Origin of the sequence: Halalkalibacterium halodurans (assembly GCF_005671335.1) — a bacterium.
In the GTDB taxonomy this organism is placed as follows: domain Bacteria; phylum Bacillota; class Bacilli; order Bacillales; family Bacillaceae_D; genus Halalkalibacterium; species Halalkalibacterium halodurans.
In genome coordinates, this window is sequence record NZ_CP040441.1 from 792,023 (window position 1) to 809,904 (window position 17,882).

General features: G+C 45.2%; 12 protein-coding genes and 1 pseudogene. 8 read left to right on the top strand and 5 right to left on the bottom strand.

Translation table 11 applies throughout. The annotated features are described in order from the left end of the window. Positions 1-89: 89 nt before the first annotated feature. Genes FED51_RS03895 through FED51_RS03920 form a run of 6 tightly spaced genes read left to right on the top strand, consistent with a single transcriptional unit; the run spans position 90 to position 7,737 of the window. On the top strand, positions 90-623 hold the full coding sequence (locus FED51_RS03895; protein ID WP_053432460.1) for a TRAP transporter small permease: 534 nt from the start codon (positions 90-92) through the stop codon (positions 621-623). Between the two features lie 11 nt (positions 624-634). Further along, on the top strand, positions 635-1,939 hold the full coding sequence (locus tag FED51_RS03900) for a TRAP transporter large permease (protein ID WP_053432461.1): 1,305 nt from the start codon (positions 635-637) through the stop codon (positions 1,937-1,939). A gap of 19 nt (positions 1,940-1,958) precedes the next feature. Continuing rightward, on the top strand, positions 1,959-4,364 hold the full coding sequence (locus FED51_RS03905) for a glycoside hydrolase family 31 protein (RefSeq protein ID WP_053432462.1): 2,406 nt from the start codon (positions 1,959-1,961) through the stop codon (positions 4,362-4,364). A gap of 25 nt (positions 4,365-4,389) precedes the next feature. Then, entirely contained in the window at positions 4,390-5,808 is a 1,419-nt protein-coding gene (gene uxaC, locus FED51_RS03910; RefSeq protein ID WP_053432463.1) for a glucuronate isomerase, read from the top strand. Further along, positions 5,805-6,842 (top strand): mannonate dehydratase, encoded by a 1,038-nt coding sequence (uxuA, locus tag FED51_RS03915; protein WP_053432464.1) that lies wholly within the window; start codon positions 5,805-5,807, stop codon positions 6,840-6,842. Before uxaC ends, uxuA begins: the two co-directional genes overlap by 4 nt. A gap of 40 nt (positions 6,843-6,882) precedes the next feature. Continuing rightward, positions 6,883-7,737, top strand: coding sequence for an SDR family oxidoreductase (locus tag FED51_RS03920; protein ID WP_053432611.1), 855 nt, complete (start codon positions 6,883-6,885; stop codon positions 7,735-7,737). 165 nt (positions 7,738-7,902) lie between these two features. Here the strand turns inward: FED51_RS03920 and FED51_RS03925 are convergent, their stop codons facing one another. The 3 genes from FED51_RS03925 to FED51_RS03935 are packed head-to-tail and all read right to left on the bottom strand — an operon-like array spanning position 7,903 to position 10,956. Further along, entirely contained in the window at positions 7,903-9,012 is a 1,110-nt protein-coding gene (locus tag FED51_RS03925) for a Gfo/Idh/MocA family protein (RefSeq protein WP_053432465.1), read from the bottom strand. A gap of 26 nt (positions 9,013-9,038) precedes the next feature. Beyond that, complete coding sequence (locus FED51_RS03930) at positions 9,039-9,764, bottom strand: ThuA domain-containing protein (RefSeq protein ID WP_053432612.1); 726 nt, start codon at positions 9,762-9,764, stop codon at positions 9,039-9,041. Positions 9,765-9,789: 25 nt separating this feature from the next. Next, complete coding sequence (locus FED51_RS03935; RefSeq protein ID WP_053432466.1) at positions 9,790-10,956, bottom strand: Gfo/Idh/MocA family protein; 1,167 nt, start codon at positions 10,954-10,956, stop codon at positions 9,790-9,792. 166 nt (positions 10,957-11,122) lie between these two features. Here FED51_RS03935 and FED51_RS03940 point away from each other — a divergent pair, with 166 nt between their 5' ends. Beyond that, complete coding sequence (locus tag FED51_RS03940) at positions 11,123-11,914, top strand: AraC family transcriptional regulator (RefSeq protein WP_010896884.1); 792 nt, start codon at positions 11,123-11,125, stop codon at positions 11,912-11,914. 322 nt (positions 11,915-12,236) lie between these two features. Next, positions 12,237-13,160 carry a cation diffusion facilitator family transporter gene (locus FED51_RS03945; RefSeq protein WP_053432467.1) on the top strand — a complete coding sequence of 308 codons (924 nt, stop codon included), beginning with the start codon at positions 12,237-12,239 and terminating at the stop codon, positions 13,158-13,160. Between the two features lie 247 nt (positions 13,161-13,407). Here the strand turns inward: FED51_RS03945 and FED51_RS03950 are convergent, their stop codons facing one another. Then, the gene (locus FED51_RS03950) at positions 13,408-15,144 is read right to left on the bottom strand and encodes an ABC transporter ATP-binding protein (RefSeq protein ID WP_053432468.1); all 1,737 of its coding nucleotides are present in this window, start codon (positions 15,142-15,144) and stop codon (positions 13,408-13,410) included. Between the two features lie 236 nt (positions 15,145-15,380). After that, a pseudogene (gene uvrA, locus FED51_RS03955) lies at positions 15,381-17,844 on the bottom strand (excinuclease ABC subunit UvrA). Between the last annotated feature and the right edge of the window lie 38 nt (positions 17,845-17,882).

Below are 17,882 nucleotides of genomic sequence, written 5' to 3' on the forward strand. Positions count from 1 at the left end.
ACGGATGTTAAACCCTTTAAGTGGGGCAACGAATGACATTTTACTAGGTTCACGCTGTATAACATTCCGATAAAGAGCGGAGGATCAAGATGCTTACCGTATTAAAAAAAATCAAGACGGTCATGAACCGCGTGATCATGATAGTCGCTTCGATTCTGACAATTGTTTTAGTGCTGGGCGCTTTATGGCAAGTGTTCAGCCGATATGTGTTAAATGACCCAAGCACGTTTACAGAAGAGCTTTTACGCTTTCTTCTAATTTGGGTGGCGATGCTCGGCACGACATATGCCTTTGGATCAAATGAGCACTTAGCGATTATCTATTTGAAAAATAAGCTCCGTGACGAGCAGAGAAAGTATCTTCAACTCTTTATTGATTTTACGATTATTTTCTTTGCGGGCCTCATCTTAATCAAAGGTGGCTACAGTCTCTCCACTTCAACTTTAAATCAATTATCACCGATTTTAAGAATTCCGATGGGATACATTTACGCGATTTTACCGATTTCAGGTACGTTTATTGTGTTCTATCAAATCATTAATATGTTTGAGAGGCGGGAGCAGACGGAGCTAGCTCAGCAAGCAGTAACTTCATCTGTATCTCCGCACACAAGGAAAGAGTAGGAGGGGTCAACATGGAGCTAGCCACACAAGCCGCTTTCTTACTGTTCGGAGTCTTTTTCCTCCTACTTGCCATCGGTGTCCCGATCTCCATCAGCATCGGATTAGCTTCCCTTGGAGCCGTCATCCTCGTGATGCCACTGGAGACGATCGTGTTTACTGCTGCTCAACGGATGGTAGGTGGCATTAATAGTTTCGCATTACTAGCGGTCATTTTCTTTATTTTGTCAGGCAGCATTATGAACAATGGAGGGATCGCGTTAAGGCTTATTAATTTAGCAAAGTTAATCGCGGGTAGGCTGCCTGGTTCGTTAGCACATACGAATGTAGTCGGAAATATGTTGTTCGGTTCGATCTCAGGATCTGCTGTTGCCTCGGCTGCGGCGATTGGGAGCGTTATGGCTCCTTTGCAAGCGAAAGAAGGATACAACAAAGCATACTCTGCCGCGGTCAATATTGCTTCGGCACCTGTCGGTTTGCTCATCCCTCCTAGTGGTGTTCTGATCATTTATTCGCTTGTGAGCGGAGGGACGTCGATTTCTGCTCTGTTTATGGCTGGATATTTACCGGGCATATTAATGGGGCTTGCGGTCATGGTCGTCGCGTTCTTTATGGCGAAGAAAAACGATTACACAGTGTCGGAAAAAGTGAGCGGAAAAGAAGCAATCAAAATTATTTGGCAAGCGATTCCTAGCTTGTTGTTAGTCGTCGTCGTTATCGGCGGGATTGTCGGGGGCGTGTTCACAGCGACTGAAGGGGCAGCAGTAGCTGTTTTATACTCACTCGCCCTTTCACTCATATACCGCTCGCTAACGTGGGCCCATTTTCCGAAAATTTTAAAAGAGACAATCGTCATGACTGGGATCGTGCTGTTTCTTGTGGGGGCCTCCTCCATCATGTCGTGGGCGATGGCGGTCACCGGACTTCCTGCGGCAATCAGTCAAGCGATTTTAAGCATTTCCGATCATACAGTTGTCGTATTGATGATCATGATGCTTACGTTATTGGTGATCGGGACGTTTATGGATTTGACACCGGCAGTCTTGATTTTCACACCGATTTTTTTACCGATTGCGTTACAGATGGGCATCGATCCCGTACATTTTGGCATTATGCTTGTGTTTAACTTAGCGATCGGCATTATGACCCCGCCGGTAGGAAGCTGCTTATTCGTCGGGTGTAGTGTCGGAAATGTATCGATTGAAGAAGTGATTAAACCGCTACTGTTATTCTTTGTTGCCCTCGTGGTTGCCTTGTTTATCGTCGTCTATGTTCCAGCAATTAGTTTATTTTTACCAGAGCTGTTAGGGTTGCTTTAGTCTGTTAGGAGGAGAGGAAATGCAGAAGGGCAAGAGAACGTTTTCCATACAAACGATCGGGGAAGAAGGTATCCACTTTACGAACGAAACGGGAACGCTTAATGTTAGCGTCTTTGTGCTAGAGGAGCACCTCTTTCGTGTGTTATTTCGAAAACATCATACGTTAACAGTGCAGGCGACATGGTTAGTTGCACCGGGAATGGAGGATATTCCGTATGAGGGGAGGGATCGTCTTGATTTAACTCCTTTTTCCCTCCCAGGTTTCAGCTATGAACGTTCTGAGAATGAGGGTACGGTCTCTATTCATACAGAGCGATTAAAAGCTTATATTCAACTCGAAGGCTTTAAGGTGACGTGGTTTGAAAATAAGGATGGCGTTTGGACTGAGGTTGCAGCTGATCGGAACACGCAGGCGTATAACTTTGACGGCTCCCTCGGTCGTGGAATCTTTCATTATATGAAGCGGGATCAAGAGGATCGTTATTATGGGCTAGGTGAAAAAACAGGGAGTTTGAATCGGCACGGGAGACGGTATCGGATGATGAATCTCGATCCGATGGGGTACGATCCAATTCATACTGATCCACTGTATAAGCATATTCCTTTTTATTTAACGCGTACGAAGGAAAAAAGCTGGTACGGACTATTTTACGATAATACGGCTACATCTACATTTGACATGGGAAATGAGCTTGATAATTACCATGGCTTTTATCGATTCTACCATGCGGAAGAGGGAGATCTAGACTACTATATGATCGTTGGCGCCGATGCTGCTGAAGTGGTCGAGACATTTTCATGGCTTACGGGAAAAACGACGATGTTGCCTAAATGGAGCCTCGGCTATTCTGGTTCGACGATGACCTACACAGACGCAGAAAATGCCCAAGAACAGCTGTATCAATTTCTCGACGACTGTAAAACGTATGACATCCCATGTGATTCGTTCCAATTATCATCAGGCTATACGTCCATTGGCGAAAAGCGCTACGTGTTTAATTGGAATCGCAGCAAATTTCCTGATCCGAAGCAGTTTATCGCTGATTTCCATGAGCAAGGGGTAAGGCTTTGTGCCAACATTAAACCATGCCTTTTACAGGATCATCCACTCTATGAACAGTTAAAAGAAAAGGGGATGTTCATTAACGATGAGGATGGGCAGGAGGAGGAAGTTGTTCAATTTTGGGATGATGTCGGGGCGTACTTAGACTTCACTAATCCTGAGACGATCGACTGGTGGAAACGGAATATCACAGAGCAGCTATTAGAATTTGGCATTGACTCGACGTGGAACGATAACAATGAGTTTGAAATTTGGAAGCCAGATGCGAAGGCCCATGGGTTTGGCAAACCAATCGACATTGGCAAGATCCGACCGATTCAACCGTTACTCATGATGAAAGCCTCTTTTGAAGCGCAACGGGAGTTTGATACGAAGAAACGTCCTTATCTCATTTCCCGCTCTGGCTGTCCAGGTATGCAGCGCTACTGCCAAACATGGACGGGTGATAACCGGACGAGTTGGGATTCCTTAAAGTACAACATTAAAACAGGCTTAGGCTTGAGTTTGTCAGGAATTTATCATGTTGGTCATGATGTTGGCGGGTTTGCCGGTGAGAAGCCAGATCCGGAATTATTCATACGTTGGATTCAAAACGGAATCTTTCATCCGCGGTTCACGATTCACTCATGGAACGAAGATAAGAGTGTGAATGTGCCATGGATGTATCCAGAAATCATCAAGCCGATTAGTGACTTGATGAGATTTAGGGTGACACTCATACCATACCTTTATCAATTAATGTATGAATCGTACCAAGCCTATAAACCTATCATAAGGCCGACGTTTTATCAGTTCCCGAAAGATGAACGTACGTTTACGGAAAATGATGATTTTATGGTTGGCGATCATTTGCTAGTCGCATCTGTAGTAGAAAAAGGCGTTCATCAAAGGGATGTCTATTTGCCCGAGAACGGCAAAGGGTGGTATGACTTCTATTCTGAAAGGACGTATGAAGCCGGACAAACGATCACCTTGCCTGCCCCATTCAATCAAACACCGTTATTAGTAGAGGCAGGAGCGATGATTCCGATCAATGATCATGAGGTGACGTTTGAAACAAAGAATGAGGAAGCAAGAGGATTCCTATGCTACCCTCATTTGACCGAAGGAAACGAGGTGTTTCGTTTATATGAAGATGATGGTGAAACGAATGATTACAAGGACGGCGTATACACTTTCGTAACGGTCAAAATGGATTGTACGAAGGAAGAGGTTCGTGTGCACATCGAGAAGGAAGGAACGTTCCCCTTACCTTACGAAAAGGTAAGAGTCTATTTTCCGAAAGGGGAGCAACGAACGATTTATGTGAATGGATCTGAGGTATGTACAAACGCCAGACAGAAAATAGAAGTTTCCATTTAACGATAAGATGACGAAGGAGGCGCCAATGACGAATTTTCTTTCAGAAGACTTCCTGTTAATGAACGAATACGATCGAGAGCTATATTACACATTTGCAAAAAATATGCCGATCTGCGACTATCATTGCCACCTCAGCCCGCAAGAAATTTGGGAAAACAGACCGTTTGAAAATATGACGAAAGCGTGGCTTGGGGGCGATCATTATAAGTGGCGAGCGATGCGACTTAACGGAGTGAGAGAAGAATTCATTACAGGCGATGCTCCGGACAAAGAAAAGTTTCTCGCTTGGGCAAAGACTGTCCCGAAAACGATCGGTAATCCATTATACCATTGGACTCATATGGAACTAAAAACGTACTTTCACTTCCATCAGCCTCTTGATGAGACAAATGGAGAAAACGTGTGGGATGCGTGCAACCGCTTGTTGCAACAAGAAGCGTTTACGCCGCGGGCACTCATCGAACGCTCCAACGTACGGGCGATCGGTACAACCGATGACCCTACCGATTCGTTGCTCTATCACCAAAAGCTGCAGGCGGACGATACGTTTCACGTTAAGGTTATACCAACCTTCCGCCCAGATGGCGCGCTTAAAATCGAACAAGGCTCGTTTGCAGACTGGGTAGCTAAATTAAGCGATGTGACGGGGAAATCTATCGATACATTGGATGCCTTTTTGCACGCATTAAAGGAACGGCTCACTTATTTCGATAAACACGGCTGCCGTTCCTCAGACCATGACATGACGGAAGTCCCGTTTGTGGAGGTAAGCGAACAGGAGGCCCACCATATTTTTCGTAAAAGGTTAGCCAACGAGGACCTTACAAAGGTTGAAAACGAAAAATATAAAACATTTCTCATGACATGGCTAGGGAAGGAATACGCAGCACGTGGCTGGGTGATGCAGTGGCATATTGGCGTGATGAGAAATAATAACAGCCGCATGCTTCATAAGTTAGGTCCTGATACGGGCTTCGATTCGATTGGCGATGGACAAATCGCACACGCAACAGCGAAATTACTCGATTTATTAGATAAGCAAGGTGCGCTACCGAAAACGATTTTGTATTGTGTGAACCCAAATGCAAACTATATTCTTGCTTCTATGATTGGGAACTTTACGGAAAGTGGCGTCAGAGGGAAGGTTCAGTTTGGTTCGGCATGGTGGTTTAACGACCATATCGATGGAATGAGACGACAACTAACCGATTTAGCGAGTGTCGGACTGCTAAGTAATTTTATTGGCATGTTAACTGATTCAAGGAGCTTTTTATCGTACCCAAGACATGACTATTTTAGAAGAATCCTCTGTCAGTTGATCGGCTCTTGGATCAAGGAAGGGCAGCTTCCACCTGACATGGAGCGGTGGGGGCAGATCGTCCAAGACATATGTTACAACAACGTAGTTGACTATTTCGACATGAAGGAGACTGTTCGACTATGAGACTTACGATGAGATGGTTTGGGCCGTCAGACAAGGTCAAGCTTGAGTATATTAAGCAAATTCCAGGCATGAAAGGAATTGTCTCAGCGATCTATGATGTGGCCGTAGGAGAAGTGTGGCCAAAAGAAAAAATCCTCGCGTTAAAAAACGACATTGAGCGGCACGGATTAACGTTGGATGTGATTGAAAGTGTTCCTGTACATGAGGATATTAAGCTAGGAAAACCGACAAGGGACCGGTATATCGAAAATTACAAGCAAACTCTTCGTCATTTAGCAGAATGCGGGATTGAAACTGTTTGCTACAATTTCATGCCCGTGTTTGATTGGACCCGCTCTCAGCTCGACTTCAAGCTGGAAGATGGCTCAGAAGCTTTGATCTATGAAGAGGACGTGATTAGCCGAACAAACCCGCTTTCAGGAGAATTGGAGCTGCCTGGATGGGACACAAGCTATGAAAATGAAAGCTTAAAAGGGGTCCTGCAAGCGTACAAGAAAATATCAGAAGAGGATTTGTGGGATCATCTTACCTACTTTGTTCAAGCGATTATGCCAGTGGCCGATGAAGTTGGGATCAAGATGGCGATCCATCCAGATGACCCGCCATGGTCGATTTTTGGTTTGCCGCGCATCGTAACGAACAAGGCAAACCTCGAGCGATTGTTATCCCTTTACGATAGTCCGAACCATGGAATCACTATGTGCTCAGGGTCGCTAGGTGCCAATGAAGCAAACGACCTTCCAGAAATGATCCGTCATTTCGGCGGGCAAGGAAGAATTCATTTTGCCCATGCCCGCAACATCAAAAGAACAGGTCCTCGCTCCTTCCAAGAGTCAGCCCACCTATCGGAAGCGGGCTCCGTCAATATGGTGGCTATGTTAAAAGCGTATCATGATATCGGCTTTACCGGCCCACTTCGCCCAGATCACGGTCGGATGATTTGGGGAGAAAAGGGGAGGCCGGGCTACGGTCTTTATGATCGAGCATTAGGGGCGACGTATTTAAATGGAATTTGGGAAGCCGTTTCGTCATAAAGAAAAGCTTCTAACGATGGGCAAGCCGAGGGGGATCGGAATGGAGTTATCATTTCAAGTTGATTTAACAAATAAGGTCGCTGTTGTGACAGGTGGAAGTGGTGTGCTTGGACGAGAATTTTGTTTAGCGCTGGCCAAATGTGGGGCGAAGGTGGCCGTTATCGGAAGAACGGACGACAAGCTAAAAGCTATAGTGAACGAGATAACAGTCAATGGCGGGAAAGCCATCGCTATTAGTGCTGATGTTCTGGCCAAGACAGACATGGAACGAGCACGGGAGCAGGTTCGAACGGAATTAGGTACGTGCGATCTTTTGATTAATGGCGCTGGAGGAAATCATCCGAAAGGAACGACGCAGCTCGATTATTTGCGAGAGGCTGACTTACATGGGATTGATCAAGACGTCCGTACGTTCTTTGACCTAGATGCCGATGGGATTCGCCATGTGTTTGAGTTGAACTTTTTAGGGACATTGATCCCTTGCCAAGTGTTTAGTCAAGATATGCTCGGCAAGGAAGGGGCGAGCATTGTCAACATATCTTCAATGAACGCCTTTACCCCTCTGACACGAATTCCTGCCTACAGTGGAGCCAAGGCCGCTGTCAGTAACTTTACCCAATGGTTAGCGGTTCACTTTTCGAAAGTTGGAATCCGTGTCAATGCGATCGCGCCAGGATTTTTTTTAACCGAGCAAAACTATTCGTTATTAGTAAAGGACGATGGCACTTACACGGATCGAGCGAATAAAATTTTGAGTCAGACGCCTGCTGAACGATTCGGAAAGCCAGAAGAACTGATTAGTACACTGTTATGGCTCGTGGATTCCTCGACTAGCTTTGTCAATGGAGTTATCGTACCGGTGGACGGCGGTTTCTCTGCTTATTCAGGGGTGTAATGAGGAGCTTGGGGAAAGGGGGGAGTCTGTCATTAAGACAACGGCTTTCCCCCTCAAGGGTTTCTTGATCCTATTTTATCGCCATGGCAGCGATTTTATAAAACAGACATGTTTGCAGATAATCAACCTCCCTCTTGATTTAGCAGAGGAAGGTTGATTTAGATATTAAGTTGTCTCTGCATAGGGAAAGCGAAAGTCAACTGGCAATGGCTCTGGCTTACGACATGTGCTTTTCATTTGATAATGGTGCCCTGACGTAGAAGACATGTGAAACCCGTGCATGGCTTCTAGCACGTGGAATCCCATCGTGCCACTTGCCCGATAGTCACTCCCGGTAAGAAGAGACATAGCCATATCGGCGACACCGATCCCGCGACTGTTTTCAGTATAGTGGTAGGTTAAAGGGACCTCTACAAACTCCCTTTCATCACGTTTTCTCAATTGAACCGGCCCATTAAACGTATTTGGATCTGGAACGAGCAAGGTACCTTCACTGCCATAAACCTCAATTGGTGGAAGGACAGAGCCACCGAAGGCATCAAAGCTTGTCGTAATGCTAGCAATCGCTCCATTGGCAAAGTCAATCACACCTGAAATATGAGTCGGGGTTGACACTTTGATTTTTGTGCCTTTCTTTGGCTCGCTTAAAATGGTTCGCTCTGGATAAGTTATTCGAGCAGAGCCCGATACTCGCACCATAGGACCTAGCAAAGCGGTGAGGGCTGTTAAATAATACGGGCCCATATCATACATTGGTCCGCCCCCAACGTCGTAATAGAAGGCAGGATCAGGGTGCCAGTGCTCATGGCCACGGCTGATCATGAAGGCGGAGGCTCCAACTGGTGTCCCGATTTCTCCTCTTTCAATCACTTGAATCGATGTCTGAATCCCTGCTCCTAAAAAGGTATCTGGTGCGCACCCTACGAGTAGTCCTGTTTCTTTCGCTTTCTTCAATAGTTTCTGTCCCTCTTCTAGGGTGATCGTTAAAGGCTTTTCTGTGTACACGTGTTTTCCCGCCTCTAACGCTTGGATACAAACCTTTGCATGTACCTGAGGGATGGTTAAGTTGATCACTAGCTCAATTTCGGGATCTTCCAATAATTCTGCAACCGTGCAAGCTTTCGGAATGCGATACTTTTCTGCTTGAGCTCGTGCTCGTTCAAGATGTAAGTCGGCACATGCGACTATGGTCAGATGTTTGAACCGATGAACGTTTTCAAAGTAAATCGAACTAATATTTCCGCAACCAATGAGACCTGCCTTAATGATTCTCATCCTGTCTCCTCCGTAGGTAGCTAGTGTTATTGACTATCGCCCATGCCAGTATAGGTTTCTTTCTTCTCCGTATACAAACGAGAATATCGTTCCTTTCCTTCCGCAGCCCATAAGAAACCGCGCCGCATGATCGTTGTGACTTCAGGCATGGCGACAATATTTGCTTGATGACCTAATGAACAATAAAATACCCGTCCCAACCCCCAGCGCTTCGTCCAGACAACAGGCATATCCACTGCCTTGTTAGTGGAATGGGGGCCTTCAATAATAGGAAAGCGGGTGGTGGCTAGTACTTCGACTGCGGGGTCTACATGTAAATAATATTGTTCGCTGCAAACGTTAAAGTCTTCAATCCCTTCAAGAAGTGAACTGGAAGAATGTTTGATCTGAACGGTATAGTCAACCCCGTCATTACCTGGATGGGCAACCCAGTTGCCACCTGTGATAAATTGCCAATCCACGTTGTTGCGAAAAGCGTCACACATGCCGCCGTGACATCCGGCGACTCCGACGCCACTTTGAATCGCCTCGGAAATATGGTGGACGTACTCTTTAGGAATGGTCCCCATCGTCCAATGGGGGATAATTAAATCTAGGGATTTAAGTTTTTCCGCATCTGCATAGGATTCGAGAGTGTTCGAGACTTCTACTTGAAACTGTTCTTCCTCGAGGGTCTGTTTAAAAATATGCGCCACTTGCTCAGGTTCATGGCCATCCCAGCCACCCCAAACGATGAGTGCTTTTTTCGGCATCATCAAAAACCTCCACATCTATAAGTTAAAGATCAGAAACTTGGATCCATTCACGTTTTGCAATGGACAAATCGACGGCCTCTAAAACTTGTTGACATTTAACGCCGTCTTTGAAGTTGGGGACAGGTTGCCGACCTTCTTGTAAGGATTCCATTAGCTCGGCGATTTCATGGATAAAGGTATGCTCATACCCGATCGTGTGTCCAGCTGGCCACCATCGATCAGAGTACGCATGTGCCCCATCTGTTGCCAATACTCTGCGGAAGCCTTGGACGTCATCTTGATCATCGGTAAAGTAAACCTGCAGCTCATTTAACCGTTCAAAGTCAAAAATAACACTACCTTTACTACCGTTTATTTCAAACGAGTTCGTGCTTCGATGTCCGGTAGCGAAGCGAGTCGCCTCAAAGCTTCCTAAAGCACCGTTGGCAAATCGTGCCATAAACAAGGTGGCGTCATCAACTGTCACTGGTCCTTTTGGTGCTGTATAGTCGTTACTTCCCCTTCCTGACAATCCGGTCATTTCCGTAGGAAGCGGGCGTTCTTTAATAAAGGTTTCATTCATTCCAATTACTTCGGTTATGTCCCCAATCAGAAAGTGGGCCATATCGATAAGGTGGGCGCCTAAATCTCCATGGGCACCGGAGCCAGCAATGTCTTTTTGTAGTCGCCATACGAGAGGGAAATCGGGAGCGACAATCCAATCTTGTAAAAACCATGCGCGGAAATGATAAATATCGCCTAATCTTCCTTCGGCAATTAATTTCTTTGCTAACAGGACGGCGGGAGTAAATCGATAATTGAAGCCGATCATATGCTTCACTCCAGCAGCTTCAACTGCTTCTAACATGTGGCGTGAATCTTGTAATGTAAGCGCTAACGGTTTTTCGCAAAAAATGTGTTTTCCTGCTTGTGCGGCGGCAAGGGTAATTTCTTTGTGGACATCACTCGGGGCGTTAATGTCGATTAAATCAATGTCATCTCGGCGAATAAGGTCCTTCCAGTTAGTCGTGTATTCCTCCCAGCCATATTGAGACGCAGCCTGTGCAACCCCTTCTGGATTCCGTCCACAAATGACCTTCATTTCAGGACGAAGATGGTCTGGGAAAAACATCGGGAGGTCACGATATGCATGACTATGCGCTTTTCCCATAAATTTGTAGCCGATCATTCCAACCTTAATCGATCCCATGGAGGAGTCTCCTTTCCATAATCGTTTACGAGCAGAGCTACGAGTTCAACTTAATATTACCTATTTGATTACATCATAATAGCCATCGTTCAGATTTTACATAGATGATACAATCAAAACATGAACAATTTTGCTATTTTCTATTTCTGGAAGGGGCTGGTTCTCTGTGAATATTAAATTTTGTGGGTACTCCTTACATGCCCAGAAGTTCTATATGGAATTTAAAACGGGAGTACCAGGTTATCTTCTTCGCCTGCAAACCGAAGGAACATGTAAGGTCAAATTGAATGAAAGGGAGTTCCAATTAGAAAAAGGAGATCTTTTGTTAACAAATCCTGAAGATATGTTCGAATTAATCGTAGAAGACGGCGACAATAGTGGGGATTATCATTTGCTCTGTGAAGGTGATTGGATCGATGCATGGTGGAGACGATCAGAGAAGCCTTCCGTTAGTACAATCGATCTTGATGAGAACATCATGGCAATATGGAGATGCATGATTTTAGAAGATCGACGTTCTGTTTCTGAAAAAAATGACGAAATTCTTCATTACCTAGTGCAAACCCTATGCCTCTCTTTGGAAAGAGCAGCGATGGAAACAAAGTCAATGTCAAGCAGGCCATATACTGTTACGAGAATGATGAGATATATTGAGGAAAATGCGATCACGGGAATAAAAGTGGAAGATGTGGCGAAGCATGCAGGATTAAGTGTCTCCCGTTCGGCACATCTTTTTAAAAGTAGTGTAGGAAAAACAATGATCGAGTACGCCCATGAAATTAAATTGGCTGTAGCGATCGACTTTTTAAAACATACGACCTATACACTCGAACATATTGCCGAAGATTGCGGTTTCGGTTCGTATTCCTATTTCCATCGTGTCTTCAAAAAACATTACGGGATCTCTCCAGGCGACTATCGTTCAAGTACAAAGCATAAAACCATGACCCTCATTTAGAAAAAGGAAGGAATGTCTTTTTACAGGAAGATGGTTAGCGTAAGCGGCGAGTCCCTAGAACGGCTTCATCGAGTATTCATTGGTTCTTTAGCTTCCCTTGTTGCTTCGGTCCATCGCTATTCTTAAGCTCCTATTTTTCCATCAGGCTAAAAGCTTGCCTTCATGCAAGAAAATAGAATGGATGAATGTAAATTTGCTTGCGTGAAATTACTTGATTTCAAGTAAAAACGTTGCTCTAGACCCACTCGATCCCCGTCTGATAGGATAGAAACGCAAACGAGAATGGAAGTTCACGTAACGTCATTTTATGGTGGTGTCATGGATGGAGAGTCGTTTTAAGGAAGCAGAATTTGCAACGTGGGTCGGAATCATTGTTAATGGCTTATTGGCTCTTATGAAAGGGGTTATTGGGTGGCTTTCTGGGAGTCGAGCGTTAATCGCAGATGCAGCCCATTCAGCCTCTGATGTAGCGGGGTCGATCGCTGTTCTCGCAGGATTGCGAACCGCTAAAAAACCACCGGATGCCGATCACCCATATGGTCATGGAAAAGCGGAGAATGTGGCAACGATCATTGTGGCCATCCTGTTAATTGTCGTCGGTGTTGAGATCGCGATATCCTCTACTAAAGTATTTGTAGGGGAAATGCCATCGGCTCCTAAAGGAATAGCACTAGTGGCCATCATTGCTTCGATTCTCATCAAGGAGGTTTTATTTCAATATAAATATCGTCTGGCCAAAAAAATAAACAGCTCTGCGTTGTTAGCAGAAGCGTGGCACCACCGGTCAGATGCCCTTTCCTCGATTGCAGCCTTTATCGGGGTGTTTGGTGCCATGGTAGGTCAACATTTCAACTATCCGATCCTTGTTTACTTAGATCCTGTGGCGGGGCTAATCGTTTCATTAATCGTTATCAAGATCGGCTTTTCCCTAGCGAAGGAATCAAGCTCAATTATGATGGAGCAAGTGCTTGATCCGGAAAAAACGAAACCATTTATCCGAACGGTATCTAAGATCGAAGGCGTGAAAAGAATCGATGAATTGTTGGCAAGAACGCATGGTCATTACATTGTGGTTGATATCAAGGTAGGAGTGGATCCAAACCTTAGTGTGGAGGAAGGGCATCGAATCTCCAAACGAGTCAAAAAAGCATTGCTAGCCAACCATAACCATATTAAAAGAGTGTTTGTCCATATCAACCCGTACCAGACCGAGGGTGATCTGAACCGTCAAGAACGTATAAACTAAAAGCGAGGAATACGGACTGGGTGAGAAGGTACAACTTGCTCCGCGTTCGGGCCTTTGTGATTTGGAAAATGAAACAGAAAGTCGCTAGTCTGTTGTACCAATTCGTTTCATTCTTTCAACGATGAACAGATTAATCGATCGCATGTAATCAAAACAATTAGCAGCGAACGGCTACGATTCATGAATAGATATGAAAGATAAAAGCGAAAGGCCCACGACCAACGAATGGAAGTGGACCTTTCTTTTATTACGTTAATTGCTGCTCGGCAAACTCGCGATAGAGATCATGGGTTTGGACGAGCTCTTGATGGGTGCCGATTCCGGTGATTTGGCCTTTTTCAATAAAGATGATTTTATCGGCATTGACGATTGTCGATAGCCGGTGGGCGATCACAAACGTTGTCCGTCCCTCCATAAGGCGGGTCAATGCTTGTTGCACGATGCCTTCCGATTGACTATCCAAGCTTGCAGTCGCTTCATCCATCATTAATATTTTTGGATCTCGCAAAAACGCTCGAGCAATCGCGATTCGTTGACGCTGCCCTCCGGAGAGCTTGACACCACGTTCACCGACTTCCGTATCAAGTCCTTTCGGAAACTCGCTTATGAATTGATCCGCGTAGGCCATTTTCGCGACTTCCCAAAGCCGATCGTCGTCGATATCGTCACGATCCTCTAATCCATAGCACAAGTTTTCTCGGATCGTTCCGACCATCATCGGACTGTCCTGAGACACGTAGCCGATTTGTTTGCGCCAAGAGTACATGGAAAGCTCTTGTATGGAGGTATCCCCTATGAGAATTTCCCCAGAGGTTGGCTCGTAAAAGCGTTCCAGCAAGCCGAACATCGTCGTTTTCCCGCCGCCACTCGGACCGGCAAAAGCTACCATTGTTCCTGGTTCTACATCAAAGGAAACATTCTGGATGACGGGCTCCTCTTCATTGTAGGAAAAGGAAACGTTTTTTACGTGAATGGCCTTGTTTGAAATGTCCATCTCGATCCCTTGTTGCCCATTCTCCTCCTCGATGTCTAAAATCTCGATAATTCGCTCAGTTGCTCCTTTTGCCTTTTGCAATTGGGTAAAAAACATCGTAAACGACGTAATCGGGAAAATGATTTGGAACAAATAAAGCAAGAAAGCAACAAGCGATCCTGTCGTCATGGTTCCTTCTGCTACCCGAATACCACCATACCCGATAATAATGACGATCACGACCATAACGACGAGATACATAAGTGGGGCAATCAAAGCAAAAATTTTCCCTTCCTTTAACCCGAAGGAAAACAGCTTCTCGATCCCAGTTAACCCTTTCTTTTCTTCTGTTTGTTCGGCATTGGATGCTTTCATTAAACGGATTTCACTAAGCGTTTGCTGCACATTTCCCGTAAAGTTCGCCGTTTCATCCTGCAAACCACGAGAAATTTTTGACATTCGCATCCCGAGGGGAACCATCACGGCGACCGTGATTGGGACAGCAATAAACATTAACAAGGTCATTTTCCAATCCATAATAAATAAGATGATCACGGCCCCGATAATTGTAATGATACCGCCGACAAATTGAGGAAAATGTTGAGAGATTAAGTCTTTTACAATCCCAGTATCATTCACGACCCGGCTAACCGTTTGCCCACTCGTGTTTTTATCAAAATAGTTGACAGGCAAGCGAAGCAGTTTGAACCACATCCGTTCTCTAAGACGGGCAACAATTTTTTGCCCAACATAGGCAAGTGCGTACATGGATAACCCGTCAAGCACCGCTTGTAAAATAAACACGACGATGATCGCGGCAATGAGGAACGTATTGAGTGATTCTAGCGAAAAGCCATCGACCATTTCCCGTGTAAGTAGCGGAATTGTGAGTCCTACGAGTGTTGTAATCAAACTACCTATAAGCCCGAACGTTAAGGCAAGTTTCGGAATGCTTGTTGATAGAATGAGCGAGAAAAATGGCTTCAAACTGGTTTGTTGTTGTTTTTCCATATTATTAACTCCTTTAACGATGAGTTATCACGGTACTGATCATAATCAATTATCAAGAATAGGTACAAAATAATGCACTTTCTATTGGCAGACCTCCTAACATGATGAATCTAATATGGGACATCATCTCCTAAATGAATCATAAATCCTTCCCTTACGTAAAGGGCAACCTTATTTTTAAAAAGGAATAGATTTTCCCTAGAAAAAATCCTAGGGAGAACCTTACATGCTGGTATTTAACGATTTAAAAAAGCCCCGGTATGTGATTCTTTCACAGCGACAATTTGCTCTGGTGTTCCTTGGGCGACTACTTGGCCCCCATCTTCTCCGCCTCCGGGGCCAATGTCAATCACCCAGTCGGATGCACGAATCACTTCCAATGTATGCTTGACTGTGATCACGGTATTTCCTGCATCTACAAGTCGGTTTAGCAGAAGCAAGAGATTTTGCACATCAGTTGGATGCAGCCCGGTTGTTGGCTCATCGAGAAGATATAATGTATGGTTCGATGTTTGCTTGTATAGTTCTTTTGCTAATTTGAGCCGTTGTCCTTCACCGCCGGATAAGGTTGTGACTGGTTGCCCCCAGCTTAAATAACCGAGTCCAACTTCACAAAGCAGCTCGATGATCGAGCTAATCTTTTTCACATGTTTAAATAAGGGACGGCTTTCTTCGATGGTTAAATCAAGGATAGAGGAGATTGTTTGTCCGTTATAGGTAATGTCGAGAATGAAGTCTTTAAAGCGCCTCCCCTTACAAACGGGACACGTCACCTCAAGGTCAGGTAAGAAATGCATGTTCGTCATGACAAAACCGAGCCCTTGGCAATACTCGCATCGTCCACCTTGCATGTTAAAGGAAAAATCTTTCGCCTTTAATTTTTTTTGTTTCGCTTCAGGAAGATTAGAAAACAAGTGTCGAATGTGAGTAAACGCATCTGTGGAGGTCGCAATGTTGGAGCGCTGCATTCGTGTGAGTGGTGTTTGATCGACCGTGATCAACGTTTTGATTGCCTCAAAGCCAGTGATTTTTACACAGCCTTGAGAGGCTCCGTTGAATCCGGCGGCGAGCACATCAAACACGAGCGTTGATTTCCCTGAGCCCGAAACACCTGTGACGGAGATGAGCGTTCCAAGGGGAAAGGAGACCGTGATGTTTTTCAAATTATGTTTAGTTACGTGATGAACGGTTAAATGGTTCCCGTTTCCGGTTCGTTTTTTATGAAAAGTAGTTGGCGGCTTTTTTAGAAAGGTCCCTGTAATCGACTGCTCCTGTTCCATTAATTGGGGAACGGTCCCTTGGCCGACGACGGTACCACCGTATTTTCCCGCTCCTGGGCCAATGTCGATGATGTGATCGGCCCCTCTCATCATATCTTCATCGTGTTCAATGACGAGAACGGTATTTCCTAAATCTCTAAGGTCTTTCATCACTTGAAGTAGTCCGTGAGTATCTTTAGGATGAAGGCCTGCCGTCGGCTCGTCTAAAATATAGAGGACGCCTGTTAAGCCCGATCCTAATATCGTCGCCAACCGTAAGCGCTGGGCCTCGCCGCCAGAAAGGGTGATCGTTTGCCGATCGAGCGACAAGTAACCTAAGCCGACACGAACAATCCGAGTCAACTTTGTTTTTAAATCGTGTAAAAGAGGCTCTATCACTTGAAAGCTTTCATCTGAATAACGTTGCTGAAGATTGTCTAGCCAAGTGAGGATTTCATTCAGGGACCACTTGGTGACACGCGAAATGGAGGTATTCGCCACTAATACGCCGCGACTTCTCTTATTTAAACGCTCACCATGACAGTCAGGGCATTGCTTAGTGAAGAAAAGGTTAGCTTCACCTGATTGCCCTACTTTTTCTTTATACCTTCGCCAAATGCCTGTAACGACCCCTTCAAATTTGCCTTGTCCGACCGTTTTTGGTGGTTTTTTGTTTGGAAAATGGGCGCTAAACGGTTCGCTTTCAACCCCATAGTAAAGCAGATCCTTTTGGATGTTGTTAAAGCTTTTCAATGGACTGTCGAGGTCGAGGGAAATGTCATAGTACTCCGCTGCCGCTTGCAAAATCGCCAACTGATAGTCTCGGTATTGGCCTTTCCAAATGGCTACACCGTCTTCCTTCAAGCTTTGTTCCTCTTGAAAAACTGCTGTAAGGTCAAGCTCTGAGACATTTCCGAGACCATCGCATGTTGGGCAGGCTCCTTCTGGCTTGTTAAAGGAAAAATGGCTTCGAGTTAATTTTTCAAAGCGCTGATGACAATGGGGGGCAATCGATCAATTGCTTAAACCCTCCATCTTCCTCATACTGTTCTTTATCGACTCGAGGAGGAACCATCTTATCGCAATGGGGGCATGGCTGCTCGCCTAACTTTTCGTAGAGCACCCGCAAGTACGTGTACATATCGGTTGTAGTTCCAACGGTGGAACGGGGATTTCGGTTCGTAATATGTTGGCCGATGCTAATCGATGGTGACAAGCCGACGATTGAATCGACTTTTGGCTTACTCACCGCATCGGTCGTCATCCCCATCGACTCCATGTATTGTCGCTGACATTCTCGTTGCAGCGTGTCGAGGGCAAGCGTGGACTTCCCTGAACCGGACGGCCCTGTAAGCAGCACTAGTTTATTTTTTGGGATCTTAAGGGAGATGTTTTTCAAGTTGTGCTCCCGTGCTCCGCGAATGTTGATGTCATGTTTCAAACAAAAAACCTCCTTTTTATTGGCTTACCCTTAAATCT